Here is a 19355-nt window from a genome sequence, read left to right on the forward strand (position 1 = left end):
GGGATAACAGCTGGATAACGTGCCGTCATACTACGGTGCAATCAGGGAAAAAGTAAACGATGACCCTCAAGGAACTCTAGGCTAAAATGCGTATCAAAATGCAAAACCGATCTTGGCTTGGGCTCCGTTCCGAGTCAGGTTTCTTTTGTTTGTCGCCTGGAGGCGGGTGGCGGTATGCCAACCGTGTTTTCATACGAATACGTCAGGATGACGGTTATTTGAACAGGAAAGATTTAGAGGTATTTATACGATGAACCAAATTCCGATGACCTTGTTTGGCGCTGAAAAACTGCGCGAAGAGCTCGAATACCTGAAAAGCGTGCGCCGCCCGAAAATCATTGCGGACATCGCTGAGGCGCGCGAGCACGGCGATTTGAAAGAGAATGCCGAGTACCACGCCGCCCGCGAACAGCAGGGTTTCTGCGAAGGCCGCATTCAGGAAATCGAAGCCAAGCTGTCCAATGCTCAGGTGATCGATATCACCAAGATGCCGAACACCGGCCGAGTGATCTTCGGCGCCACCGTATCGGTGATGAATCTGGACAGTGAAGAAGAAGTGACTTACCGCATCGTTGGCGACGATGAGGCCGATTTCAAGAAAAATCTGATTTCGGTAAACTCGCCGATGGCGCGCGGCCTGATCGGCAAAGAGCAAGACGATGTGGTGGTGATCAAAACCCCTGGCGGCGACGTCGAGTATGAGATCCTGAAGGTTGAGTATCTCTGATCGAGGCCGTTGGTCATTAATGCGCCAACGTTTTGTAAAGATAGGAAAAAGGCCGCAAGCGGCCTTTTATCTTGGTCAGGCGCATGGCACCTTTTCGTTAACCTGATGGTTATTAACGCGGTAGACTGATCTTGCGCTCTTTCGACGGGCGGTAAAGAATAAGCGTACTGCCGATAACTTGCACATTGCAGGCGCCCGTTTCACGCACGATAGCATCGGCGATCAGGGTTTTGGTTTCGCGATCTTCAGCGGCGATTTTTACCTTGATCAGCTCGTGATGCTCCAGAGCCTGTTCAATTTCAGCCAGCACCCCTTCGGTAAGACCGTTATTGCCCAGCATCACCACCGGTTTTAACGGATGCGCCAGGCCTTTCAGGTGCTGTTTTTGTTTATTATTCAGATTCATTGTCTTTTTTGCTTAAGTTGGGATTGAAAACGGTACATTCTACCGCCATCTCATGTATATCACCAAATCGGTCTTCACCGGTGTGAGTCTACGTGAGCAGCGACCCTGACATAAGACTCTTTTTATGATAGTTGGAAAACGAGATGGCTAATAAAAAGCGTTCGGCTAGCTCCAGTCGCTGGTTACAAGAACACTTTAGCGATAAATATGTACAGCAGGCGCAGAAAAAGGGACTGCGTTCCCGCGCCTGGTTTAAACTTGATGAAATACAGCAGAGCGACAAACTGTTCAAACCGGGCATGACCGTGGTGGATCTCGGCGCCGCGCCGGGCGGCTGGTCGCAGTATGTGGTCACCCAAATCGGCGGTACCGGGCGCATCATCGCCTGTGATATTTTGCCAATGGATCCTATCGTTGGCGTCGATTTCCTTCAGGGCGATTTTCGTGATGAACTGGTGCTGAAGGCGCTGTTGGAACGAGTAGGCGAGAGTAAGGTTCAGGTGGTCATGTCCGATATGGCCCCGAATATGAGTGGCACCCCGGCGGTCGATATTCCAAGGTCGATGTATCTGGTGGAGTTGGCGCTGGATATGTGTCGGGATGTCCTCGCACCAGGCGGAAGTTTCCTGGTGAAGGTGTTCCAGGGAGATGGCTTTGACGAGTACCTACGGGAAATTCGCTCCCTGTTTACGAAGGTTAAGATTCGTAAGCCAGACGCTTCCCGCGCCCGTTCGCGCGAAGTGTACATTGTAGCGACAGGGCGCAAACTGTAGTACCCTAACGCTGTTTGTTAACACAGTTGTAAGATGAGGTTAATCCCTTGAGTGACATGGCGAAAAACCTAATTCTCTGGTTAGTCATCGCGGTAGTGTTGATGTCTGTATTCCAGAGCTTTGGGCCCAGCGAGTCGAATGGCCGTAGGGTGGATTACTCTACCTTCATGTCCGAACTGACCCAGGACCAGGTTCGCGAAGCGCGAATCAACGGACGTGAAATTAACGTTACCAAGAAAGACAGTAACAAATACACGACCTACATCCCTGTCAACGATCCTAAGTTGCTGGATACGTTGTTAACGAAGAATGTGAAAGTTGTCGGCGAGCCGCCTGAAGAGCCGAGCCTGCTGGCTTCTATCTTTATCTCCTGGTTCCCGATGCTGTTGCTGATCGGGGTCTGGATCTTCTTTATGCGGCAAATGCAGGGCGGCGGCGGCAAGGGCGCGATGTCCTTCGGCAAGAGCAAGGCCCGCATGCTGACGGAAGACCAGATCAAGACCACTTTCGCCGATGTCGCCGGTTGTGACGAAGCGAAAGAAGAGGTGAGCGAACTGGTGGAATACCTGCGCGAGCCGAGCCGTTTCCAGAAATTGGGCGGCAAGATCCCGAAAGGCGTGCTGATGGTTGGCCCACCGGGGACCGGTAAAACGCTGTTGGCGAAAGCGATCGCCGGCGAAGCGAAGGTGCCGTTCTTCACCATTTCCGGTTCCGACTTCGTCGAAATGTTCGTCGGTGTGGGCGCATCCCGCGTGCGCGACATGTTCGAGCAAGCGAAGAAAGCCGCGCCGTGCATCATCTTCATCGATGAAATCGACGCCGTCGGTCGCCAGCGTGGCGCCGGCCTGGGTGGCGGTCACGATGAGCGCGAACAGACCCTGAACCAGATGCTGGTTGAGATGGACGGTTTCGAAGGCAACGAAGGCATCATCGTCATCGCGGCCACCAACCGTCCGGACGTGCTTGACCCTGCGCTGCTGCGCCCGGGCCGTTTCGACCGTCAGGTCGTGGTCGGGCTGCCGGATGTGCGTGGCCGTGAGCAGATCCTGAAGGTGCACATGCGCCGCGTGCCGTTGGCGGCCGACATCGACGCCTCCGTCATTGCGCGCGGTACGCCGGGCTTCTCCGGTGCCGATCTGGCTAACCTGGTCAACGAAGCGGCGCTGTTCGCCGCCCGCGGCAACAAGCGCGTGGTGTCGATGGTGGAGTTCGAGAAAGCCAAAGACAAGATCATGATGGGTGCGGAACGCCGCTCCATGGTGATGACCGAAGCGCAGAAAGAGTCGACCGCGTATCACGAAGCGGGCCACGCCATCATTGGCCGCCTGGTTCCTGAACACGATCCGGTGCATAAGGTGACCATCATTCCTCGCGGCCGTGCGCTCGGCGTGACCTTCTTCCTGCCGGAAGGGGATGCGATCAGCGCCAGCCGACAGAAGCTGGAGAGCCAAATCTCCACCCTGTACGGTGGCCGTCTGGCGGAAGAGATCATCTACGGGCCGGAAAAAGTCTCTACCGGTGCGTCGAACGACATCAAAGTGGCGACCTCCATCGCCCGCAACATGGTGACCCAGTGGGGCTTCTCCGAGAAGCTGGGGCCGCTGCTGTATGCGGAAGAAGAGGGCGAAGTGTTCCTGGGCCGTTCCGTGGCCAAGGCGAAGCACATGTCGGATGAAACCGCGCGCATCATCGACCAGGAAGTGAAGTCGCTGATCGAGCGTAACTACACGCGTGCTCGCTCGCTGCTGATGGAAAACATGGACATCCTGCACTCGATGAAGGATGCGCTGATGAAGTACGAAACCATCGATGCGCCGCAGATCGACGATCTGATGAACCGCAAAGACGTGCGTCCGCCTGCGGGTTGGGACGATGCGAACAAAGGCAACAGCTCCGACAACGGCGGCACCCCGAAAGCCCCGACGCCGGTAGATGAGCCGCGCACCCCAACGCCGGGCAACACCATGTCCGAACAGCTCGACAAGTAACTGCGGCTGTGTAATAACATCAAACCCCGGTACGCCGGGGTTTTTTTTGCCCGGCGGGCAGTGAACCAGGCAACAGTAAGGTGGACCAACCATGCAGTTAACCGTGCGCGACATGACGCTCAATCTCTCCCATCCGCAGGTGATGGGCATCCTCAACGTGACGCCGGATTCGTTTTCCGACGGCGGCCGCCACAACACCCTGAACCAGGCATTACTGCACGCGCATGCGCTGATTTCGGCCGGCGCCACGATGATCGATATCGGCGGCGAGTCGACAAGGCCGGGGGCGGCAGAGGTGAGTGAAGAGGAAGAGTTGGAACGGGTCGTGCCGGTGGTGGAAGCGCTGGCGCAGCGTTTTGAAGTCTTTATCTCTGTCGATACCTCGAAAGCGGGCGTGATCCGCGAATCAGCGCACGCCGGCGCACACCTGATCAACGACATTCGCTCACTTCAGGAGCCGGGTGCCCTGGCGGCGGCGGCGGAAAGCGGGCTGCCGGTCTGTCTGATGCATATGCAAGGGCAGCCGCGCACCATGCAGCAGGCGCCGCACTACGACGATCTGATCGCCGACGTTCAGGCGTTTTTCGAGCACCATATCCGGCGCTGTAACGAGGCGGGGATAACAAATCAGAAATTGCTGCTCGACCCAGGCTTCGGTTTCGGTAAAAATTTGGCGCACAACTATCAGCTTCTGGCGCGGTTGTCGGAGTTTCATCGTTTCGGTTTGCCGCTATTGGTCGGTATGTCGCGTAAATCGATGATTGGGCAACTGCTGAACGTGCCGCCGGATCAACGGGTGATCGGCAGCGTGGCCTGCGCGGTGATCGCGGCGATGCAGGGCGCGCAGATTGTCAGAGTGCATGACGTTAAAGAAACCGTCGAGGCGATGCGTGTCGTCGAGGCAACACTTTCAGCTAAGGGACAGTAGAGACATGAGCGAGCGCAAATATTTTGGCACCGACGGCATCCGTGGCAAGGTCGGGGACAGCCCCATCACGCCGGACTTCGTGCTGAAGCTGGGCTGGGCGGCCGGTAAAGTGCTGGCGCGTCACGGTTCCCGCAAGATCATCATCGGTAAGGATACGCGCATCTCCGGCTATATGCTGGAGTCCGCGCTGGAAGCCGGCCTGGCGGCCGCAGGGCTGTCCGCCTCCTTCACCGGGCCGATGCCCACCCCGGCGGTGGCTTATCTGACGCGCACCTTCCGCGCAGAAGCGGGCATCGTCATTTCCGCTTCTCATAACCCGTTCTATGACAACGGCATCAAGTTCTTCTCGATCGACGGCGCCAAGCTGCCGGACAACGTCGAAGAAGCTATCGAAGCCGAGATGGAAAAGCCGCTGACCTGCGTGGAGTCCGCCGAGCTGGGTAAAGCCAGCCGCATCATCGATGCCGCCGGCCGCTATATCGAATTCTGCAAAGGCACCTTCCCGAGCGAGCTGAGCCTGAAGGGGCTGAAAATCGTGGTCGACTGCGCCAACGGGGCGACCTACCACATCGCGCCGAGCGTGCTGCGCGAGCTGGGCGCCACGGTGATCGCCATCGGCGTTGAGCCGGACGGCATGAACATCAACGAAAAGTGCGGCGCTACCGACGTGCGTCAGCTGCAGGAGCGCGTGCTGCAGGAAAAAGCGCACGTAGGCCTGGCGTTTGACGGCGACGGCGACCGCGTGATGATGGTGGATCACCTGGGCAACAAGGTGGACGGCGATCAGATCCTGTACATCATCGCCCGCGAAGGCCTGCGTCAGGGCCAGCTGCGCGGCGGCGCGGTCGGCACCCTGATGAGCAATATGGGGCTGGAGCTGGCGCTGAAACAGCTGGGTATTCCGTTCGCTCGCGCCAAAGTGGGCGACCGCTACGTGCTGGAAAAACTGCAGGAACTGGGCTGGCGCATCGGTGCGGAAAACTCCGGCCATGTGATCCTGCTGGACAAAACCACCACCGGTGACGGCATCGTGGCCGGGCTGCAGGTGCTGACCGCCATGGTGCGCAACCACATGAGCCTGCATGACCTGTGCAGCGGCATGAAGCTGCTGCCGCAGATCCTGGTCAACGTGCGCTTCGCCGGCGATCACAATCCGCTGGAGTCCGACGCGGTGCGCAAGGTCACCGAGCAGGTAGAGGCCGAGTTGGCCGGCCGCGGCCGGGTGCTGCTGCGCAAATCGGGCACCGAGCCGCTGATCCGCGTAATGGTGGAAGGCGAGGACGAGCAGCAGGTGACCGCGCTGGCGCATCGCATTGCCGATGCGGTGAAATCCGCCGGTTAAAACAGACAGTTAGCCATCGGGCTCGGCACAGCTGAGCCCGAATAGGCGATTGTTGGCGTTTTTTTCCGCAAACGCGCCGGCGGCTGCAAATTGCCCTTGCGCGGGTTGGCGGCTTTGGTTAGTATTCACACCCGCTTCAGTAGGCAGTTTATAAAAACGCCTGCTTGATGAGTGTGAAGCATTTGGCATGCGGTGAGGCCGCAAGGATACGGGTACTACTATGTACGAAGCTCTTCTGGTAATTTTCCTGCTGATTTCAATCGGGCTGGTTGCTCTGATTATGTTGCAGCAAGGTAAAGGCGCTGATATGGGAGCCTCTTTCGGAGCAGGTGCATCAGGCACATTGTTCGGTTCGAGTGGTTCCGGTAACTTTATGACCCGCATGACTGCTGTGCTGGCGACGCTGTTCTTCGTCATCAGCCTGATTCTGGGCAACCTCAGCAGCAACCAAAGCAAGAAAGGCAGCGAGTGGGAAAACCTGGGTCAGCCAGTGAAAACTGAGCAGACAACCGCGCCGGCAGCACCGGCCAAGCCGAGCAGCGATATCCCGCAGTAAGCCGAAAAAGTTTGTAAACGGTGGTTGTGAACTCGAAAGAACAACGGCCGTTAGCAGTAAGAATCAGTACCGAGGTGGTGGAATTGGTAGACACGCTACCTTGAGGTGGTAGTGCCCTAACGGGCTTGTGGGTTCGAGTCCCATCCTCGGTACCAAATCCCAGAGATAACTTGCAATTTTGCGATTATCGGCGTAGTATTTGCCACGTTTTCGGACGCGGGGTGGAGCAGCCTGGTAGCTCGTCGGGCTCATAACCCGAAGGTCGTCGGTTCAAATCCGGCCCCCGCAACCACTTTCCTTTAAGTGTTTATTTTCAAATACACTTTTCGATTGAAATCCGCTTTTCTCGATCAACATTTGAAAATGACACTTGCTCGAAAGTTGTACCGAGGCCGCCTAGCGGCAAACAGGGTCCAGTTGCATAAAGCCCCGATTTTTCGGGGTTTTTTGTTATTTGGCAACAGAATCACTGGGCTATTTAGCCCTTTTTTTATGTCTTGGGGGTGGGCTTGTCCACATTAGAGCAACAGTTAACAGAGATGCTTTCGGCACCCGTAGAAGCGTTGGGCTTTGAGCTTGTAGGCATCGAATTCATTCGTGCGCGCCAATCGACGCTCCGCATCTATATTGATAGTGATAACGGCATCAATGTTGATGATTGCGCTGATGTCAGCCACCAGGTCAGCGCTGTATTGGACGTCGAAGATCCAATCACGGTCGCTTACAACTTGGAAGTCTCCTCTCCTGGCCTTGATCGCCCGATGTTCACCGCAGAGCACTATACGCGTTTCCTCGGTGAAGAAGTCAGCCTGGTCCTGCGCATGGCGGTACAGAACCGTCGCAAGTGGCAGGGTATTATCAAGTCTGTCGAAGGCGAGATGATCACGGTTACTGTGGAAGGGAAAGATGAAGTGTTCGCGCTGAGCAACATCCAGAAAGCGAACCTGGTACCCCACTTTTAAAGTTTGGAAGAGGCAACTAGGATGAACAAAGAGATTCTGGCTGTTGTTGAAGCAGTTTCCAATGAAAAATCCCTTCCGCGCGAGAAGATTTTCGAAGCGCTGGAAACTGCATTAGCCACCGCAACCAAGAAAAAATACGAGCAGGAAATCGACGTGCGCGTCAGCATTGACCGCAGAACCGGCGATTTCGATACCTTCCGCCGTTGGGTCGCCGTAGACGAAGTGACGCAGCCAACGCGTGAAATCACGCTGGAAGCCGCTCAGTTTGAGGATCCGAGCATCGAGCTCGGCGGCTACGTCGAAGATCAGATCGAATCCGTGACCTTCGACCGCATCACCACCCAAACCGCCAAGCAGGTTATCGTGCAGAAAGTGCGCGAAGCCGAGCGTGCGATGGTGGTTGACGCTTTCCGTGAACACGAAGGTGAGATCGTCACCGGCGTGGTGAAGAAAGTGAACCGTGACAGCATCGCACTGGATCTGGGCAACAACGCCGAAGCGGTGATTGGCCGTGAAGACATGCTGCCGCGCGAAAACTTCCGTCCGGGCGACCGCATTCGCGGCGTACTGTACGCCGTGCGTCCTGAAGCTCGCGGCGCGCAGCTGTTCGTCAGCCGTTCCAGCTCGGAAATGCTGAAAGAACTGTTCCGCATCGAAGTGCCGGAAATCGGCGAAGAAGTGATTGAAATTAAAGCGGCAGCCCGCGATCCAGGCTCCCGCGCGAAAATTGCAGTGAAAACCAACGACAAGCGCATCGACCCGGTCGGCGCCTGCGTAGGCATGCGCGGTGCGCGCGTTCAGGCCGTGTCGAGCGAGCTCGGCGGCGAACGCATCGACATCATCCTGTGGGATGATAACCCAGCGCAATTCGTCATCAACGCCATGGCGCCGGCCGACGTCGCGTCGATCGTGGTAGACGAAGATAACTGCACCATGGATATCGCCGTTGAAGCCAGCAACCTGGCGCAGGCGATCGGCCGTAACGGCCAAAACGTGCGTTTGGCTTCCCAGCTGCTGAAACAACACCGCGGCGACGATCGTTGGGAACTGAACGTGATGACGGCGGACGACCTGCAGGCCAAGCACCAGGCCGAGGCTCATGCCGCTATTGATACCTTCACCAAGTATCTTGATATCGACGAAGATTTCGCCACCGTACTGGTTGAAGAAGGCTTCTCCACGCTGGAAGAACTGGCCTACGTGCCGATCAAAGAGCTGTTGGAAATCGACGGTCTGGATGAAGATACGGTTGAAGCATTGCGCGAACGCGCCAAAGCTGCATTGACCACGCTGGCCTTGGCTCAAGAAGAAAGCCTGGGCGACAACAAACCGGCCGACGATTTGCTCAACCTGCCGGGTCTTGAGCGCAGCATGGCCTTTAAACTGGCCGCGCGTGGGGTTTGTACGCTGGAAGATCTTGCCGAGCAGGGTGTTGACGATCTGGCTGATATTGAAGGGCTTAGCGATGAGCAAGCCGGTGAGCTGATCATGGCTGCACGCAATATCTGTTGGTTTGGCGACAACGCGTAATAACTGTAGCAGGAAGGAACAGCATGACGACAGATGTAACCGTAAAATCGCTGGCAGCAGAGATTCAGACTCCGGTTGATCGCCTGGTACAGCAGTTTGCTGATGCAGGGATCAACAAGTCCGAGTCGGACTCTGTTACCCAGCAAGAAAAAGAAACATTGCTGGCGCACCTGAACCGTGAACACGGCAGCGCGCCAGGTAAACTCACTTTGCAGCGCAAAACGCGCAGCACCTTGAATATCCCGAGCACCGGCGGTAAAAGTAAATCGGTGCAAATTGAGGTCCGCAAGAAACGCACTTATGTAAATCGCGATACGCAGGAAGCCCAGTTGGCTGAAGCGGCAGAGCAGGCACAGCGTGAAGCGGAAGAGCAGGCACGGCGCGAAGCGGAAGAGCTCGCAAAACGCGAAGCGGAAGCGAAGCGCGCAGCCGAAGAGCAAGCCAAACGTGAGGCCGCGGAGATTGCTAAGCGTAATTCAGCGGAAAAAGAAAAAGTGACCAATCAACATACCGACGAAATGACCAAGCCAGCTCAGGCGGAAAAAGCACGCCGTGAAGCCGAAGCCGCTGAACTGAAACGCAAAGCGGAAGAGGAAGTGCGCCGCAAGGTTGAAGAGGAAGCCAAGCGCGTGGCGGAAGAAGCCCGTCGCATGGCCGAAGAGAACGGCGAGAAGTGGGCCCAGGCAGACGCGGCAAGCGCCGCGGTTGAAAGCGCCGACTATCACGTGACCACCTCTCAGCACGCCCGCGCCGCGGAAGACGAAAACGACGCCAAAGTTGAAGGCGATCGTCGCAGCCGCACCCGCGGCGGCAAAGCCACCAAGCAGAAGAAAGGCAACAAGCTGTCCGAATCCAAAGCGGATCGCGAAGAAGCGCGTGCCGTTACCCGTGGCGGCAAAGGCAAACGCAAGCCTAGCGCTCTGCAGCAGGGCTTCAACAAGCCGGCGCAGGTGGTTAACCGTGACGTGGTGATCGGCGAAACCATCACCGTGGCCGAGCTGGCCAACAAGATGGCGGTAAAAGGTTCTCAGGTCATCAAAGTGATGATGAAGCTGGGCGCCATGGCCACCATCAACCAGGTTATCGACCAGGAAACCGCACAGCTGGTTGCCGAAGAGATGGGCCACAAAGTTATCCTGCGTCGTGAAAACGAGCTGGAAGAAGCGCTGATGAGCGACCGTGATACGGGCGCTGCGGCCGAGCCGCGCGCGCCGGTCGTGACCATCATGGGCCACGTTGACCACGGTAAAACCTCTCTGCTGGACTACATCCGCTCCACCAAAGTGGCGGCGGGCGAAGCCGGCGGCATTACCCAGCACATCGGTGCCTACCACGTAGAAACCGAGAACGGCATGATCACCTTCCTGGATACCCCGGGCCACGCCGCGTTTACCTCGATGCGTGCTCGCGGTGCTCAGGCGACTGACATCGTGGTGCTGGTAGTGGCGGCCGACGACGGCGTGATGCCACAGACCATCGAAGCTATCCAGCACGCGAAAGCGGCGCAGGTGCCGTTGGTGGTTGCGGTGAACAAAATCGACAAGCCGGAAGCCGATCCGGACCGCGTTAAGCAGGAGCTGTCTCAGTACGGCGTTATGCCGGAAGAGTGGGGCGGCGAAGCGCAGTTCGTCCATGTGTCCGCGAAAGCCGGTACCGGTATCGACGAACTGCTGCAGGCTATCCTGCTGCAGGCCGAAGTTCTGGAACTGAAAGCGGTTCGCAGCGGCATGGCGAGCGGCGTGGTGATCGAGTCCTTCCTGGATAAAGGCCGTGGCCCTGTGGCTACCGTGCTGGTTCAGGAAGGTACGCTGAACAAGGGCGATATCGTCCTGTGCGGCTTCGAATACGGCCGTGTGCGTGCGATGCGTGACGAGCTGGGCCGTGACGTGACCTCCGCCGGTCCGTCTATCCCTGTGGAAATCCTGGGTCTGTCCAGCGTGCCTGCAGCGGGTGACGAAGCGACCGTGGTGCGTGACGAGAAGAAAGCGCGTGAAGTGGCGCTGTACCGTCAGGGCAAGTTCCGAGAAGTCAAACTGGCGCGTCAGCAGAAGTCCAAGCTGGAAAACATGTTCGCCAACATGACCGACGGCGAAGTGTCCGAGCTGAACATCGTACTGAAGTCCGACGTACAGGGTTCTTGCGAAGCGATCAGCGACTCGCTGCTGAAACTCTCCACCGACGAAGTGAAGGTGAAGATTGTCGGCTCCGGCGTAGGTGGTATCACCGAAACCGACGCGACGCTGGCTGCGGCTTCCAACGCCATCATCCTGGGCTTCAACGTGCGTGCCGACGCTTCTGCGCGCCGCGTGATCGAAGCGGAAAGCCTGGATCTGCGTTACTACTCCGTGATCTATAACCTGATCGACGAAGTGAAGCAGGCGATGAGCGGTATGCTGGCGCCGGAATACAAGCAGCAGATCATCGGCCTGGCCGAAGTGCGTGACGTGTTCAAATCGCCTAAGTTCGGCGCTATCGCCGGCTGTATGGTTACCGAAGGGACCATCAAGCGTCACAACCCAATCCGCGTACTGCGCGACAACGTGGTTATCTATGAAGGCGAGCTGGAATCCCTGCGCCGCTTCAAGGATGACGTTAACGAAGTCCGTAACGGCATGGAATGTGGTATCGGCGTTAAGAACTATAACGACGTGCGCGTCGGCGACATGATCGAAGTGTTCGAAATCATTGAGATCCAACGCTCCATCGCTTAACGATTGCACATCTGCTTATATCTGTTTACGGGGGGCCTTGTGCCCCCCGATTTGTCTGGAGAATCCAAAATGGCAAAAGAATTCAGCCGCGGCCAACGCGTGGCGCAAGAGATGCAGAAAGAGATTGCGATCATTCTGCAGCGTGAAGTGAAAGATCCGCGCGTCGGCATGGCGACCGTTTCCGGCGTAGAAGTGTCCCGTGACCTGGCGTATGCCAAGGTTTACGTCACCTTTCTGAACGTACTGACCGAGAACCACGATCCGGATCTGGTCACCAATGGCATTAAAGCGTTGCAGGACGCTTCCGGTTACATCCGCACCCTGCTGGGCAAAGCGATGCGCCTGCGCGTGGTGCCGGAGCTGACCTTCGCTTACGACAACTCCCTGGTGGAAGGCATGCGCATGTCCAACCTGGTGACCAACGTGGTGAAGAACGACGCCGAGCGCCGTTCCGCCTCAGGCGATGACAAGGAGGATTAATGAGTCGCCCTCGTCGCCGCGGCCGTGATATCCACGGCGTGCTGTTGCTGGACAAGCCGCAGGGTTTGTCGTCCAACGATGCGCTGCAAAAAGTAAAACGCCTGTACAACGCCAACCGGGCGGGCCATACCGGCGCGCTCGATCCGCTGGCGACCGGCATGCTGCCTATCTGCCTGGGCGAAGCGACCAAGTTTTCGCAATATCTGCTCGATTCCGACAAGCGCTATCGGGTGATCGCCAAGCTGGGACAGCGTACCGATACCTCCGACGCCGACGGCCAGATCGTGCAGGAGCGCCCGGTGAACTTCACCCAGGCGCAGCTCGACGCGGCGCTGGACACCTTCCGCGGCGATATCCAGCAGGTGCCGTCGATGTATTCGGCGCTGAAATACCAGGGCAAGAAACTCTACGAGTATGCGCGCCAGGGCATTGAAGTGCCGCGCGAAGCGCGCAGCATCACGGTGTACGAGCTGCAGTTTATCCGCTGGGAAGGGGATGAGCTGGAGCTGGAGATTCACTGCTCGAAAGGCACCTACATCCGCACCATCACCGACGATCTCGGCGAGCTGCTGGGCTGCGGCGCGCACGTGATCTATCTGCGCCGCCTGCAGGTGGCGACTTACCCGATCGCGCGCATGGTGACGCTGGAACAGCTGAACGCCCTACTGGAGCAAGCGCAGGAACAAGCGATCGCGCCCGGCGAGCTGCTCGATCCGCTGCTGATGCCGATGGACAGCCCGGTTGAGAACTATCCGGAAGTGAATTTGCTGCCGGTGGTGGCGGGCTACGTCAAGCAGGGGCAACCGGTGCAAGTGGCCGGTGCGCCGGCTTCCGGCCTGGTGCGCATCACCGAGGGTGACGAGCGAAAATTCATCGGCGTTGGCGACATCGCCGAGGACGGTCGCGTGGCGCCGCGCCGCCTGGTGGTCGAGCATTTCGACTGACGGCGGGGCTCTGCGTCGCCTTGCGATCGCACTGCGCTAAGAGTAGAATGGCGCAGCTTATGCATTGGGTTGCTGAATTAGAGATCGGCGCCTGTTTTTATTATCTATAATCTGGAGTATTACAATGTCTCTAAGTGTTGAAGCTAAAGCTCAAATCGTAGCTGATTTCGGTCGTGGTACTAACGACAGCGGTTCTACCGAAGTTCAGGTTGCCCTGCTGACTGCGCAGATCAACCATCTGCAAGGCCACTTCTCCGAGCACAAAAAAGATCACCACAGCCGTCGTGGTCTGCTGCGTATGGTTTCTCAGCGTCGTAAGCTGCTGGACTACCTGAAGCGTAAAGATGTAGCACGTTACACCAGCCTGATCGAGCGTCTGGGTCTGCGTCGCTAATCTAGCAAGTTTCAGTGGAAAGGGGCCTATTTTGGCCCCTTTCTTCTAGGAAGCATAAGCAAATCAGGTTAATGTATTACTGATGTTTCCAAACAGGTTCTTCCGTTACAGAGGTTCGCGCGGCTAATGAGAGGCTTTATCTCCCGCCTGAGATAAGGATTGTCATTAGTCGCGAGGATGTAGTGAGAAGGCAAATCGAGTCACAGGCGTGTCGAGTCGTCAATGCGATTGCGCGCCGCTAATCAAGGATATAATTTTGCTGACACCGATCATTCGCAAATTCCAGTATGGCCAGCATACCGTCACCATCGAAACCGGTATGATGGCGCGTCAGGCCACCGCCGCCGTTATGGTGAGCATGGATGACACCGCCGTATTCGTTACCGTCGTTGGCCAGAAAAAAGCCAAGCCGGGCCAGAGCTTCTTCCCGCTGACCGTTAACTACCAAGAGCGTACCTACGCCGCCGGCCGCATCCCGGGCAGTTTCTTCCGTCGCGAAGGCCGTCCGAGCGAAGGCGAAACCCTGACTTCCCGTCTGATCGACCGTCCGATCCGTCCACTGTTCCCGGACAACTTCCTGAACGAAGTTCAGGTGATCGCGACCGTGGTTTCCGTTAACCCGCAGGTGAACCCGGACATCGTTGCGATGATCGGTGCTTCCGCCGCCCTGAGCCTGTCCGGTATTCCGTTCAACGGCCCAATCGGCGCCGCGCGCGTGGGTTACATCAACGATCAGTACGTACTGAACCCGACGACCGATGAGCTGAAAGAAAGCCGTCTGGATCTGGTGGTTGCCGGTACCGCCGGCGCGGTGCTGATGGTGGAATCCGAAGCGGACGTGCTGAGCGAAGATCAGATGCTGGGCGCCGTGGTGTTCGGCCACGACCAGCAGCAAGTGGTTATCGAAAACATTAACGCGCTGGTTGCCGAAGCCGGCAAACCGAAGTGGGATTGGCAGGCGCCTGCGGTCAACGAAGCGCTGCAAGCGCGCGTGGCTGAATTGGCCGAAGCTCGTCTGGGCGACGCTTACCACATCACCGAAAAACAAGAGCGTTACGCTCAGGTTGACGCGATCAAAGACAGCGTTGTTGAAACCCTGCTGGCGCAGGACGAAACGCTGGACGCCGGCGAAATCCAGGACATCCTGGGTAACCTGGAGAAAAACGTGGTGCGCAGCCGCGTACTGCGTGGCGAGCCGCGTATCGACGGCCGTGAAAAAGACATGATCCGTGGCCTGGACGTGCGCACCGGCGTACTGCCGCGCACCCACGGTTCCGCGCTGTTCACCCGTGGCGAAACTCAGGCGCTGGTTACCGCGACCCTGGGCACCGCGCGCGATGCGCAGAACCTGGACGAGCTGATGGGCGAGAAGACCGACAGCTTCCTGTTCCACTACAACTTCCCTCCGTACTCCGTGGGCGAAACCGGCATGGTCGGTTCTCCTAAGCGTCGTGAAATCGGTCACGGTCGCCTGGCGAAACGCGGCGTATTGGCTATGATGCCTAAACCGGAAGATTTCCCGTACACCGTTCGCGTGGTGTCTGAAATCACCGAATCCAACGGTTCTTCTTCCATGGCTTCCGTGTGCGGCGCGTCTCTGGCGCTGATGGACGCCGGTGTGCCAATCAAGGCTGCCGTTGCGGGTATCGCGATGGGCCTGGTGAAAGAAGCCGATAACTTTGTGGTTCTGTCCGACATTCTGGGTGACGAAGATCACCTGGGCGACATGGACTTCAAAGTGGCCGGTAGCCGCGACGGTATCACCGCGCTGCAGATGGACATCAAAATCGAAGGCATCACCCGCGAAATCATGCAGGTGGCTCTGAACCAGGCCAAGGGCGCGCGTCTGCACATCCTGGGCGTGATGGAACAGGCTATCAGCACCCCGCGCGGCGATATCTCCGAATTCGCACCGCGTATTCATACTATCCGCATCAACCCGGATAAGATTAAAGACGTGATCGGTAAGGGCGGTTCCGTTATCCGCGCGCTGACCGAAGAGACTGGCACTACCATCGAAATCGAAGATGATGGTACAGTTAAAATCGCTGCGACCGACGGGGAGAAGGCGAAATTCGCTATCCGTCGTATCGAAGAGATCACGGCAGAGATCGAAGTGGGCCGTATCTACCAGGGTAAAGTGACCCGTATCGTTGATTTCGGCGCATTCGTCGCTATCGGCGGTGGTAAAGAAGGTCTGGTACACATTTCTCAGATCGCCGACAAGCGCGTCGAGAAAGTGACCGACTATCTGCAGATGGGTCAGGAAGTGCCGGTTAAGGTACTGGAAGTTGACCGTCAGGGCCGCGTGCGTCTGAGCATCAAAGAAGCGATGGCGCCGGAAGCGGGTTCACCTGCGCCTGAAGCAGAATAACTGTATAGATAGTTTTACAGCTCCCCGCCACGGGGTTGGGAGCTGTTCGTATCGCGCGGGTAGGATGCCCGCGTTTTAGCAAACGGAGGACAGGACGTTCATCCAATGTTTGTCTTCGGGAGTGGGAAATGAAGCCTTTCTTGCGCTGGTGTTACGTTGCGACAGCACTCATGCTGGCAGGATGCAGCAACCATGATTGGCGTAAAGACGAAGTTTTGGCAATCCCGTTGCAGCCAACGTTGCAGCAGGAAGTGATCCTGGCGCGCATGGAACAAATTCTTGCCAGCCGGGCACTGACGGATGACGAACGCGCACAGCTTTTATATGAGCGCGGTGTGCTGTATGATAGCCTCGGGTTACGTGCATTAGCGCGCAATGATTTCTCGCAGGCGCTGGCGATACGTCCCGACATGCCGGAAGTTTTCAACTACCTGGGCATTTACTTAACGCAGGCAGGCAATTTTGATGCTGCCTATGAAGCGTTTGATTCTGTACTAGAGCTTGATCCAACTTACAATTACGCGCGTTTAAACCGGGGCATCGCACTGTATTATGGCGGCCGCTTCCCGTTGGCGCAGGATGATCTGCAGGCGTTTTATCAAGACGACCCAAACGATCCCTTCCGTTCGTTATGGCTGTATCTGGTGGAGCGAGAAATCGATCCCAAGAAGGCCGAGGTAGCGCTTCAGCAGCGCTATGACAAAGCGGACAGAGGGCAATGGGGATGGAATATTGTCGAATTCTACCTGGGCAAGATCAGCGAAAAAACGCTGATGGAACGCCTCAAGGCAGATGCAACGGATAACACTTCGCTCGCTGAGCATCTCAGTGAAACTGACTTCTATTTGGGTAAACACTACCTGAGTCTGGGGGACAAGGACACCGCTTCGGCGCTGTTCAAACTGACGGTGGCTAACAACGTTCACAACTTCGTTGAGCACCGCTATGCATTGTTGGAATTGGCGCTTTTGGGCCAAGAGCAAGACGACCTATCGGAATCGGACCAGCAATAGCTGACGAACACCTATCAGCCTGATGAACATTGGTTTTTAACCAAAGTTATCGCCTTCACGGGCGAGGGCTTTTTTGTTCGTTTTATAATCTAATTTGAGCCGGTTCACACTTTTCAATGAAAATGACTGAAAATTTTCTCGACGAGTTATGTAGACTGGCTGCCATTATTAATGAGGCACGTGTACATGACGACTGAGTTTGAAACCTCTTTTGCTGATCTGGGGCTGTCTGCTCCAATCATTTCCGCCCTGAACGATCTGGGCTATGAAAAACCATCTCCGATCCAGGCTGAGTGTATTCCTCACCTGTTGAACGGCCGCGACGTGCTGGGCATGGCACAGACCGGTAGTGGTAAAACAGCAGCGTTCTCGCTGCCGCTGCTGCACAACCTGCAGGCAGACCTGAAAGCACCTCAGATCCTGGTGCTGGCACCGACCCGCGAACTGGCGGTTCAGGTTGCCGAAGCGATGACCGATTTCTCCAAACACATGAACGGCGTCAACGTGGTAGCCCTGTACGGCGGCCAGCGTTACGACGTGCAGCTGCGCGCTCTGCGCCAGGGCCCGCAAATCGTTGTGGGTACCCCAGGCCGCCTGCTGGACCACCTGAAGCGCGGCACCCTGAACCTCTCCAACCTGAGCGGTCTGGTGCTGGATGAAGCCGACGAAATGCTGCGCATGGGCTTTATCGAAGACGTAGAAACCATCATGGCTGAGATCCCGGCTGAACATCAGACCGCGCTGTTCTCCGCCACCATGCCGGAAGCGATCCGTCGCATCACCCGCCGCTTTATGAAAGAGCCGCAGGAAGTGCGCATCCAGTCCAGCGTGACCACCCGTCCGGACATCAGCCAGAGCTACTGGTCGGTGTACGGCATGCGTAAAAACGAAGCGCTGGTGCGTTTCCTGGAAGCCGAAGACTTTGACGCAGCGATCATCTTCGTGCGCACCAAGAACGCGACCCTGGAAGTGGCCGAAGCGCTGGAGCGCAGCGGTTACAGCAGCGCCGCACTGAACGGCGACATGAACCAGGCGCTGCGTGAGCAGACCCTGGAGCGCCTGAAAGACGGTCGTCTGGATATCCTGATCGCAACCGACGTTGCGGCCCGCGGCCTGGACGTTGAGCGCATCAGCCTGGTTGTCAACTACGACATCCCGATGGACTCCGAGTCTTACGTTCACCGTATCGGCCGTACCGGTCGTGCGGGCCGCGCCGGCCGCGCGCTGCTGTTCGTGGAAAACCGCGAACGCCGCCTGCTGCGCAACATCGAACGCACCATGAAGCTGACCATCCCGGAAGTGGAACTGCCGAACGCAGAACTGCTGGGCGAGCGTCGTCTGGCCAAGTTCGCGGCGAAAGTTCAGCAGCAGCTGGAAAGCAGCGATCTGGATCTGTACCGCGCACTGCTGACCAAACTGCAGCCGGAAGAAGAGCTGGATATGGAAACCCTGGCCGCAGCGCTGCTGAAAATGGCTCAGGGCGAACGTCCGCTGATCCTGCCGCCGGATCCGGTCTTCAAGCCGCGTCAGCGCCGCGAGTTCAACGACCGTGACGATCGTCGCGGTGACCGTGGCGATCGCCGCGACAGCCGTGACGGCGATCGTCCGCGTCGCGAACGTCGTGACGTTGGCGAAATGCAGCTGTATCGCATCGAAGTGGGCCGTGACGATGGCGTAGAAGTCCGTCACATCGTTGGCGCTATCGCTAACGAAGGCGACATCAGCAGCCGTTACATCGGTAACATCAAGCTGTTCGCGTCCCACTCCACCATCGAGCTGCCAAAAGGCATGCCGGGCGAGATCCTGAATCACTTCACTCGCACCCGCATCCTGAACAAGCCGATGAACATGCAGCTGCTGGGCGATGCACAGCCGTTCGAACGCCGCGAGCGTCGTGACGGTGGCAACGGCGGCGAGCGTCGCGGCAACGGTCGTCCGTTCAACGGCGAACGTCGCGAAGGCGGCCCACGTCGTTCCTTCGGTGAACGTCGTGAAGGCGGCAACGGCGGCGAGCGTCGTGGCGGTAACTTCAACCGTGACGGCAAACCGGCCCCACGCCGTGATGACGGCGCACCGGCAGCACCACGCCGTCGTTTCGGCGACGCGTAATCGCTGATTCACCGTTCGCGGTGAAATGCTCTGAAAAACCAGCCTGCGGGCTGGTTTTTTTATGCCTGAAAGTTGCCGTCAAACGTCCCTGAATGGCGTATCATTCATAAGGTTTTTT

The 19355-nt window shown here is 57.4% G+C and carries 16 protein-coding genes and 2 tRNA genes; 17 read left to right on the forward strand and 1 reads right to left on the reverse strand.

What is annotated here, in order from left to right:
- The first annotated feature begins 250 nt into the window (after positions 1 to 250).
- Complete coding sequence (gene greA / locus SSARUM2_RS01795; protein ID WP_004933539.1) at positions 251 to 727, forward strand: transcription elongation factor GreA; 477 nt, start codon at positions 251 to 253, stop codon at positions 725 to 727.
- Between the two features lie 112 nt (positions 728 to 839).
- Here greA and yhbY read toward each other — a convergent pair whose 3' ends face one another.
- Positions 840 to 1133, reverse strand: coding sequence for a ribosome assembly RNA-binding protein YhbY (gene yhbY, locus SSARUM2_RS01800; protein WP_004933536.1), 294 nt, complete (start codon positions 1131 to 1133; stop codon positions 840 to 842).
- 143 nt (positions 1134 to 1276) lie between these two features.
- Here yhbY and rlmE point away from each other — a divergent pair, with 143 nt between their 5' ends.
- From rlmE to SSARUM2_RS01880, 16 genes are all read left to right on the forward strand, one after another.
- The gene (gene rlmE, locus SSARUM2_RS01805) at positions 1277 to 1906 is read left to right on the forward strand and encodes a 23S rRNA (uridine(2552)-2'-O)-methyltransferase RlmE (protein WP_004933533.1); all 630 of its coding nucleotides are present in this window, start codon (positions 1277 to 1279) and stop codon (positions 1904 to 1906) included.
- Positions 1907 to 1962: 56 nt separating this feature from the next.
- Positions 1963 to 3894: an ATP-dependent zinc metalloprotease FtsH gene (gene ftsH, locus SSARUM2_RS01810; RefSeq protein WP_004933529.1), complete on the forward strand. Its 1932-nt coding sequence runs from the start codon at positions 1963 to 1965 to the stop codon at positions 3892 to 3894.
- Positions 3895 to 3985: 91 nt separating this feature from the next.
- Positions 3986 to 4822: a dihydropteroate synthase gene (gene folP, locus SSARUM2_RS01815; RefSeq protein WP_033648673.1), complete on the forward strand. Its 837-nt coding sequence runs from the start codon at positions 3986 to 3988 to the stop codon at positions 4820 to 4822.
- A 4-nt stretch (positions 4823 to 4826) separates the two neighbouring features.
- Positions 4827 to 6164, forward strand: a complete 1338-nt coding sequence (glmM, locus tag SSARUM2_RS01820; RefSeq protein ID WP_033636821.1) for a phosphoglucosamine mutase — start codon at positions 4827 to 4829, stop codon at positions 6162 to 6164.
- 220 nt (positions 6165 to 6384) lie between these two features.
- Positions 6385 to 6720, forward strand: coding sequence for a preprotein translocase subunit SecG (gene secG / locus SSARUM2_RS01825; RefSeq protein WP_004933519.1), 336 nt, complete (start codon positions 6385 to 6387; stop codon positions 6718 to 6720).
- A gap of 68 nt (positions 6721 to 6788) precedes the next feature.
- A tRNA-Leu gene (locus tag SSARUM2_RS01830) sits at positions 6789 to 6875 on the forward strand.
- Positions 6876 to 6935: 60 nt separating this feature from the next.
- Positions 6936 to 7012, forward strand: a tRNA-Met gene (locus SSARUM2_RS01835).
- Positions 7013 to 7229: 217 nt separating this feature from the next.
- Positions 7230 to 7682 carry a ribosome maturation factor RimP gene (rimP, locus tag SSARUM2_RS01840; RefSeq protein ID WP_028127574.1) on the forward strand — a complete coding sequence of 151 codons (453 nt, stop codon included), beginning with the start codon at positions 7230 to 7232 and terminating at the stop codon, positions 7680 to 7682.
- Positions 7683 to 7703: 21 nt separating this feature from the next.
- Positions 7704 to 9212, forward strand: coding sequence for a transcription termination factor NusA (gene nusA / locus SSARUM2_RS01845; RefSeq protein WP_019453340.1), 1509 nt, complete (start codon positions 7704 to 7706; stop codon positions 9210 to 9212).
- A 23-nt stretch (positions 9213 to 9235) separates the two neighbouring features.
- A complete protein-coding gene (infB, locus tag SSARUM2_RS01850) occupies positions 9236 to 11923 on the forward strand; it encodes a translation initiation factor IF-2 (RefSeq protein ID WP_033636822.1) in 2688 nt (895 codons plus the stop codon).
- 69 nt (positions 11924 to 11992) lie between these two features.
- Complete coding sequence (gene rbfA, locus SSARUM2_RS01855) at positions 11993 to 12403, forward strand: 30S ribosome-binding factor RbfA (protein ID WP_004933508.1); 411 nt, start codon at positions 11993 to 11995, stop codon at positions 12401 to 12403.
- Positions 12403 to 13347, forward strand: coding sequence for a tRNA pseudouridine(55) synthase TruB (gene truB / locus SSARUM2_RS01860; RefSeq protein ID WP_041037608.1), 945 nt, complete (start codon positions 12403 to 12405; stop codon positions 13345 to 13347). Before rbfA ends, truB begins: the two co-directional genes overlap by 1 nt.
- A gap of 124 nt (positions 13348 to 13471) precedes the next feature.
- Complete coding sequence (rpsO, locus tag SSARUM2_RS01865; protein ID WP_004933502.1) at positions 13472 to 13741, forward strand: 30S ribosomal protein S15; 270 nt, start codon at positions 13472 to 13474, stop codon at positions 13739 to 13741.
- A gap of 256 nt (positions 13742 to 13997) precedes the next feature.
- A complete protein-coding gene (gene pnp / locus SSARUM2_RS01870) occupies positions 13998 to 16115 on the forward strand; it encodes a polyribonucleotide nucleotidyltransferase (RefSeq protein WP_033636825.1) in 2118 nt (705 codons plus the stop codon).
- A 128-nt stretch (positions 16116 to 16243) separates the two neighbouring features.
- Positions 16244 to 17128 carry a lipoprotein NlpI gene (gene nlpI, locus SSARUM2_RS01875; protein WP_033636826.1) on the forward strand — a complete coding sequence of 295 codons (885 nt, stop codon included), beginning with the start codon at positions 16244 to 16246 and terminating at the stop codon, positions 17126 to 17128.
- A 186-nt stretch (positions 17129 to 17314) separates the two neighbouring features.
- A complete protein-coding gene (locus tag SSARUM2_RS01880; protein WP_033652762.1) occupies positions 17315 to 19237 on the forward strand; it encodes a DEAD/DEAH family ATP-dependent RNA helicase in 1923 nt (640 codons plus the stop codon).
- The last annotated feature ends 118 nt before the right edge of the window (positions 19238 to 19355 follow it).

Source organism: Serratia sp. K-E0102, from assembly GCF_029962625.1.
In the GTDB taxonomy this organism is placed as follows: domain Bacteria; phylum Pseudomonadota; class Gammaproteobacteria; order Enterobacterales; family Enterobacteriaceae; genus Serratia; species Serratia sarumanii.

Coding starts and splice junctions, on each gene's coding strand:
- greA (WP_004933539.1), top strand. CDS start 251: ATGAACCAAATTCCGATGACCTTGTTTGGCGCTGAAAAACTGCGCGAA.
- yhbY (WP_004933536.1), bottom strand. CDS start 1,133: ATGAATCTGAATAATAAACAAAAACAGCACCTGAAAGGCCTGGCGCAT.
- rlmE (WP_004933533.1), top strand. CDS start 1,277: ATGGCTAATAAAAAGCGTTCGGCTAGCTCCAGTCGCTGGTTACAAGAA.
- ftsH (WP_004933529.1), top strand. CDS start 1,963: ATGGCGAAAAACCTAATTCTCTGGTTAGTCATCGCGGTAGTGTTGATG.
- folP (WP_033648673.1), top strand. CDS start 3,986: ATGCAGTTAACCGTGCGCGACATGACGCTCAATCTCTCCCATCCGCAG.
- glmM (WP_033636821.1), top strand. CDS start 4,827: ATGAGCGAGCGCAAATATTTTGGCACCGACGGCATCCGTGGCAAGGTC.
- secG (WP_004933519.1), top strand. CDS start 6,385: ATGTACGAAGCTCTTCTGGTAATTTTCCTGCTGATTTCAATCGGGCTG.
- nusA (WP_019453340.1), top strand. CDS start 7,704: ATGAACAAAGAGATTCTGGCTGTTGTTGAAGCAGTTTCCAATGAAAAA.
- infB (WP_033636822.1), top strand. CDS start 9,236: ATGACGACAGATGTAACCGTAAAATCGCTGGCAGCAGAGATTCAGACT.
- rbfA (WP_004933508.1), top strand. CDS start 11,993: ATGGCAAAAGAATTCAGCCGCGGCCAACGCGTGGCGCAAGAGATGCAG.
- truB (WP_041037608.1), top strand. CDS start 12,403: ATGAGTCGCCCTCGTCGCCGCGGCCGTGATATCCACGGCGTGCTGTTG.
- rpsO (WP_004933502.1), top strand. CDS start 13,472: ATGTCTCTAAGTGTTGAAGCTAAAGCTCAAATCGTAGCTGATTTCGGT.
- nlpI (WP_033636826.1), top strand. CDS start 16,244: ATGAAGCCTTTCTTGCGCTGGTGTTACGTTGCGACAGCACTCATGCTG.
- SSARUM2_RS01880 (WP_033652762.1), top strand. CDS start 17,315: ATGACGACTGAGTTTGAAACCTCTTTTGCTGATCTGGGGCTGTCTGCT.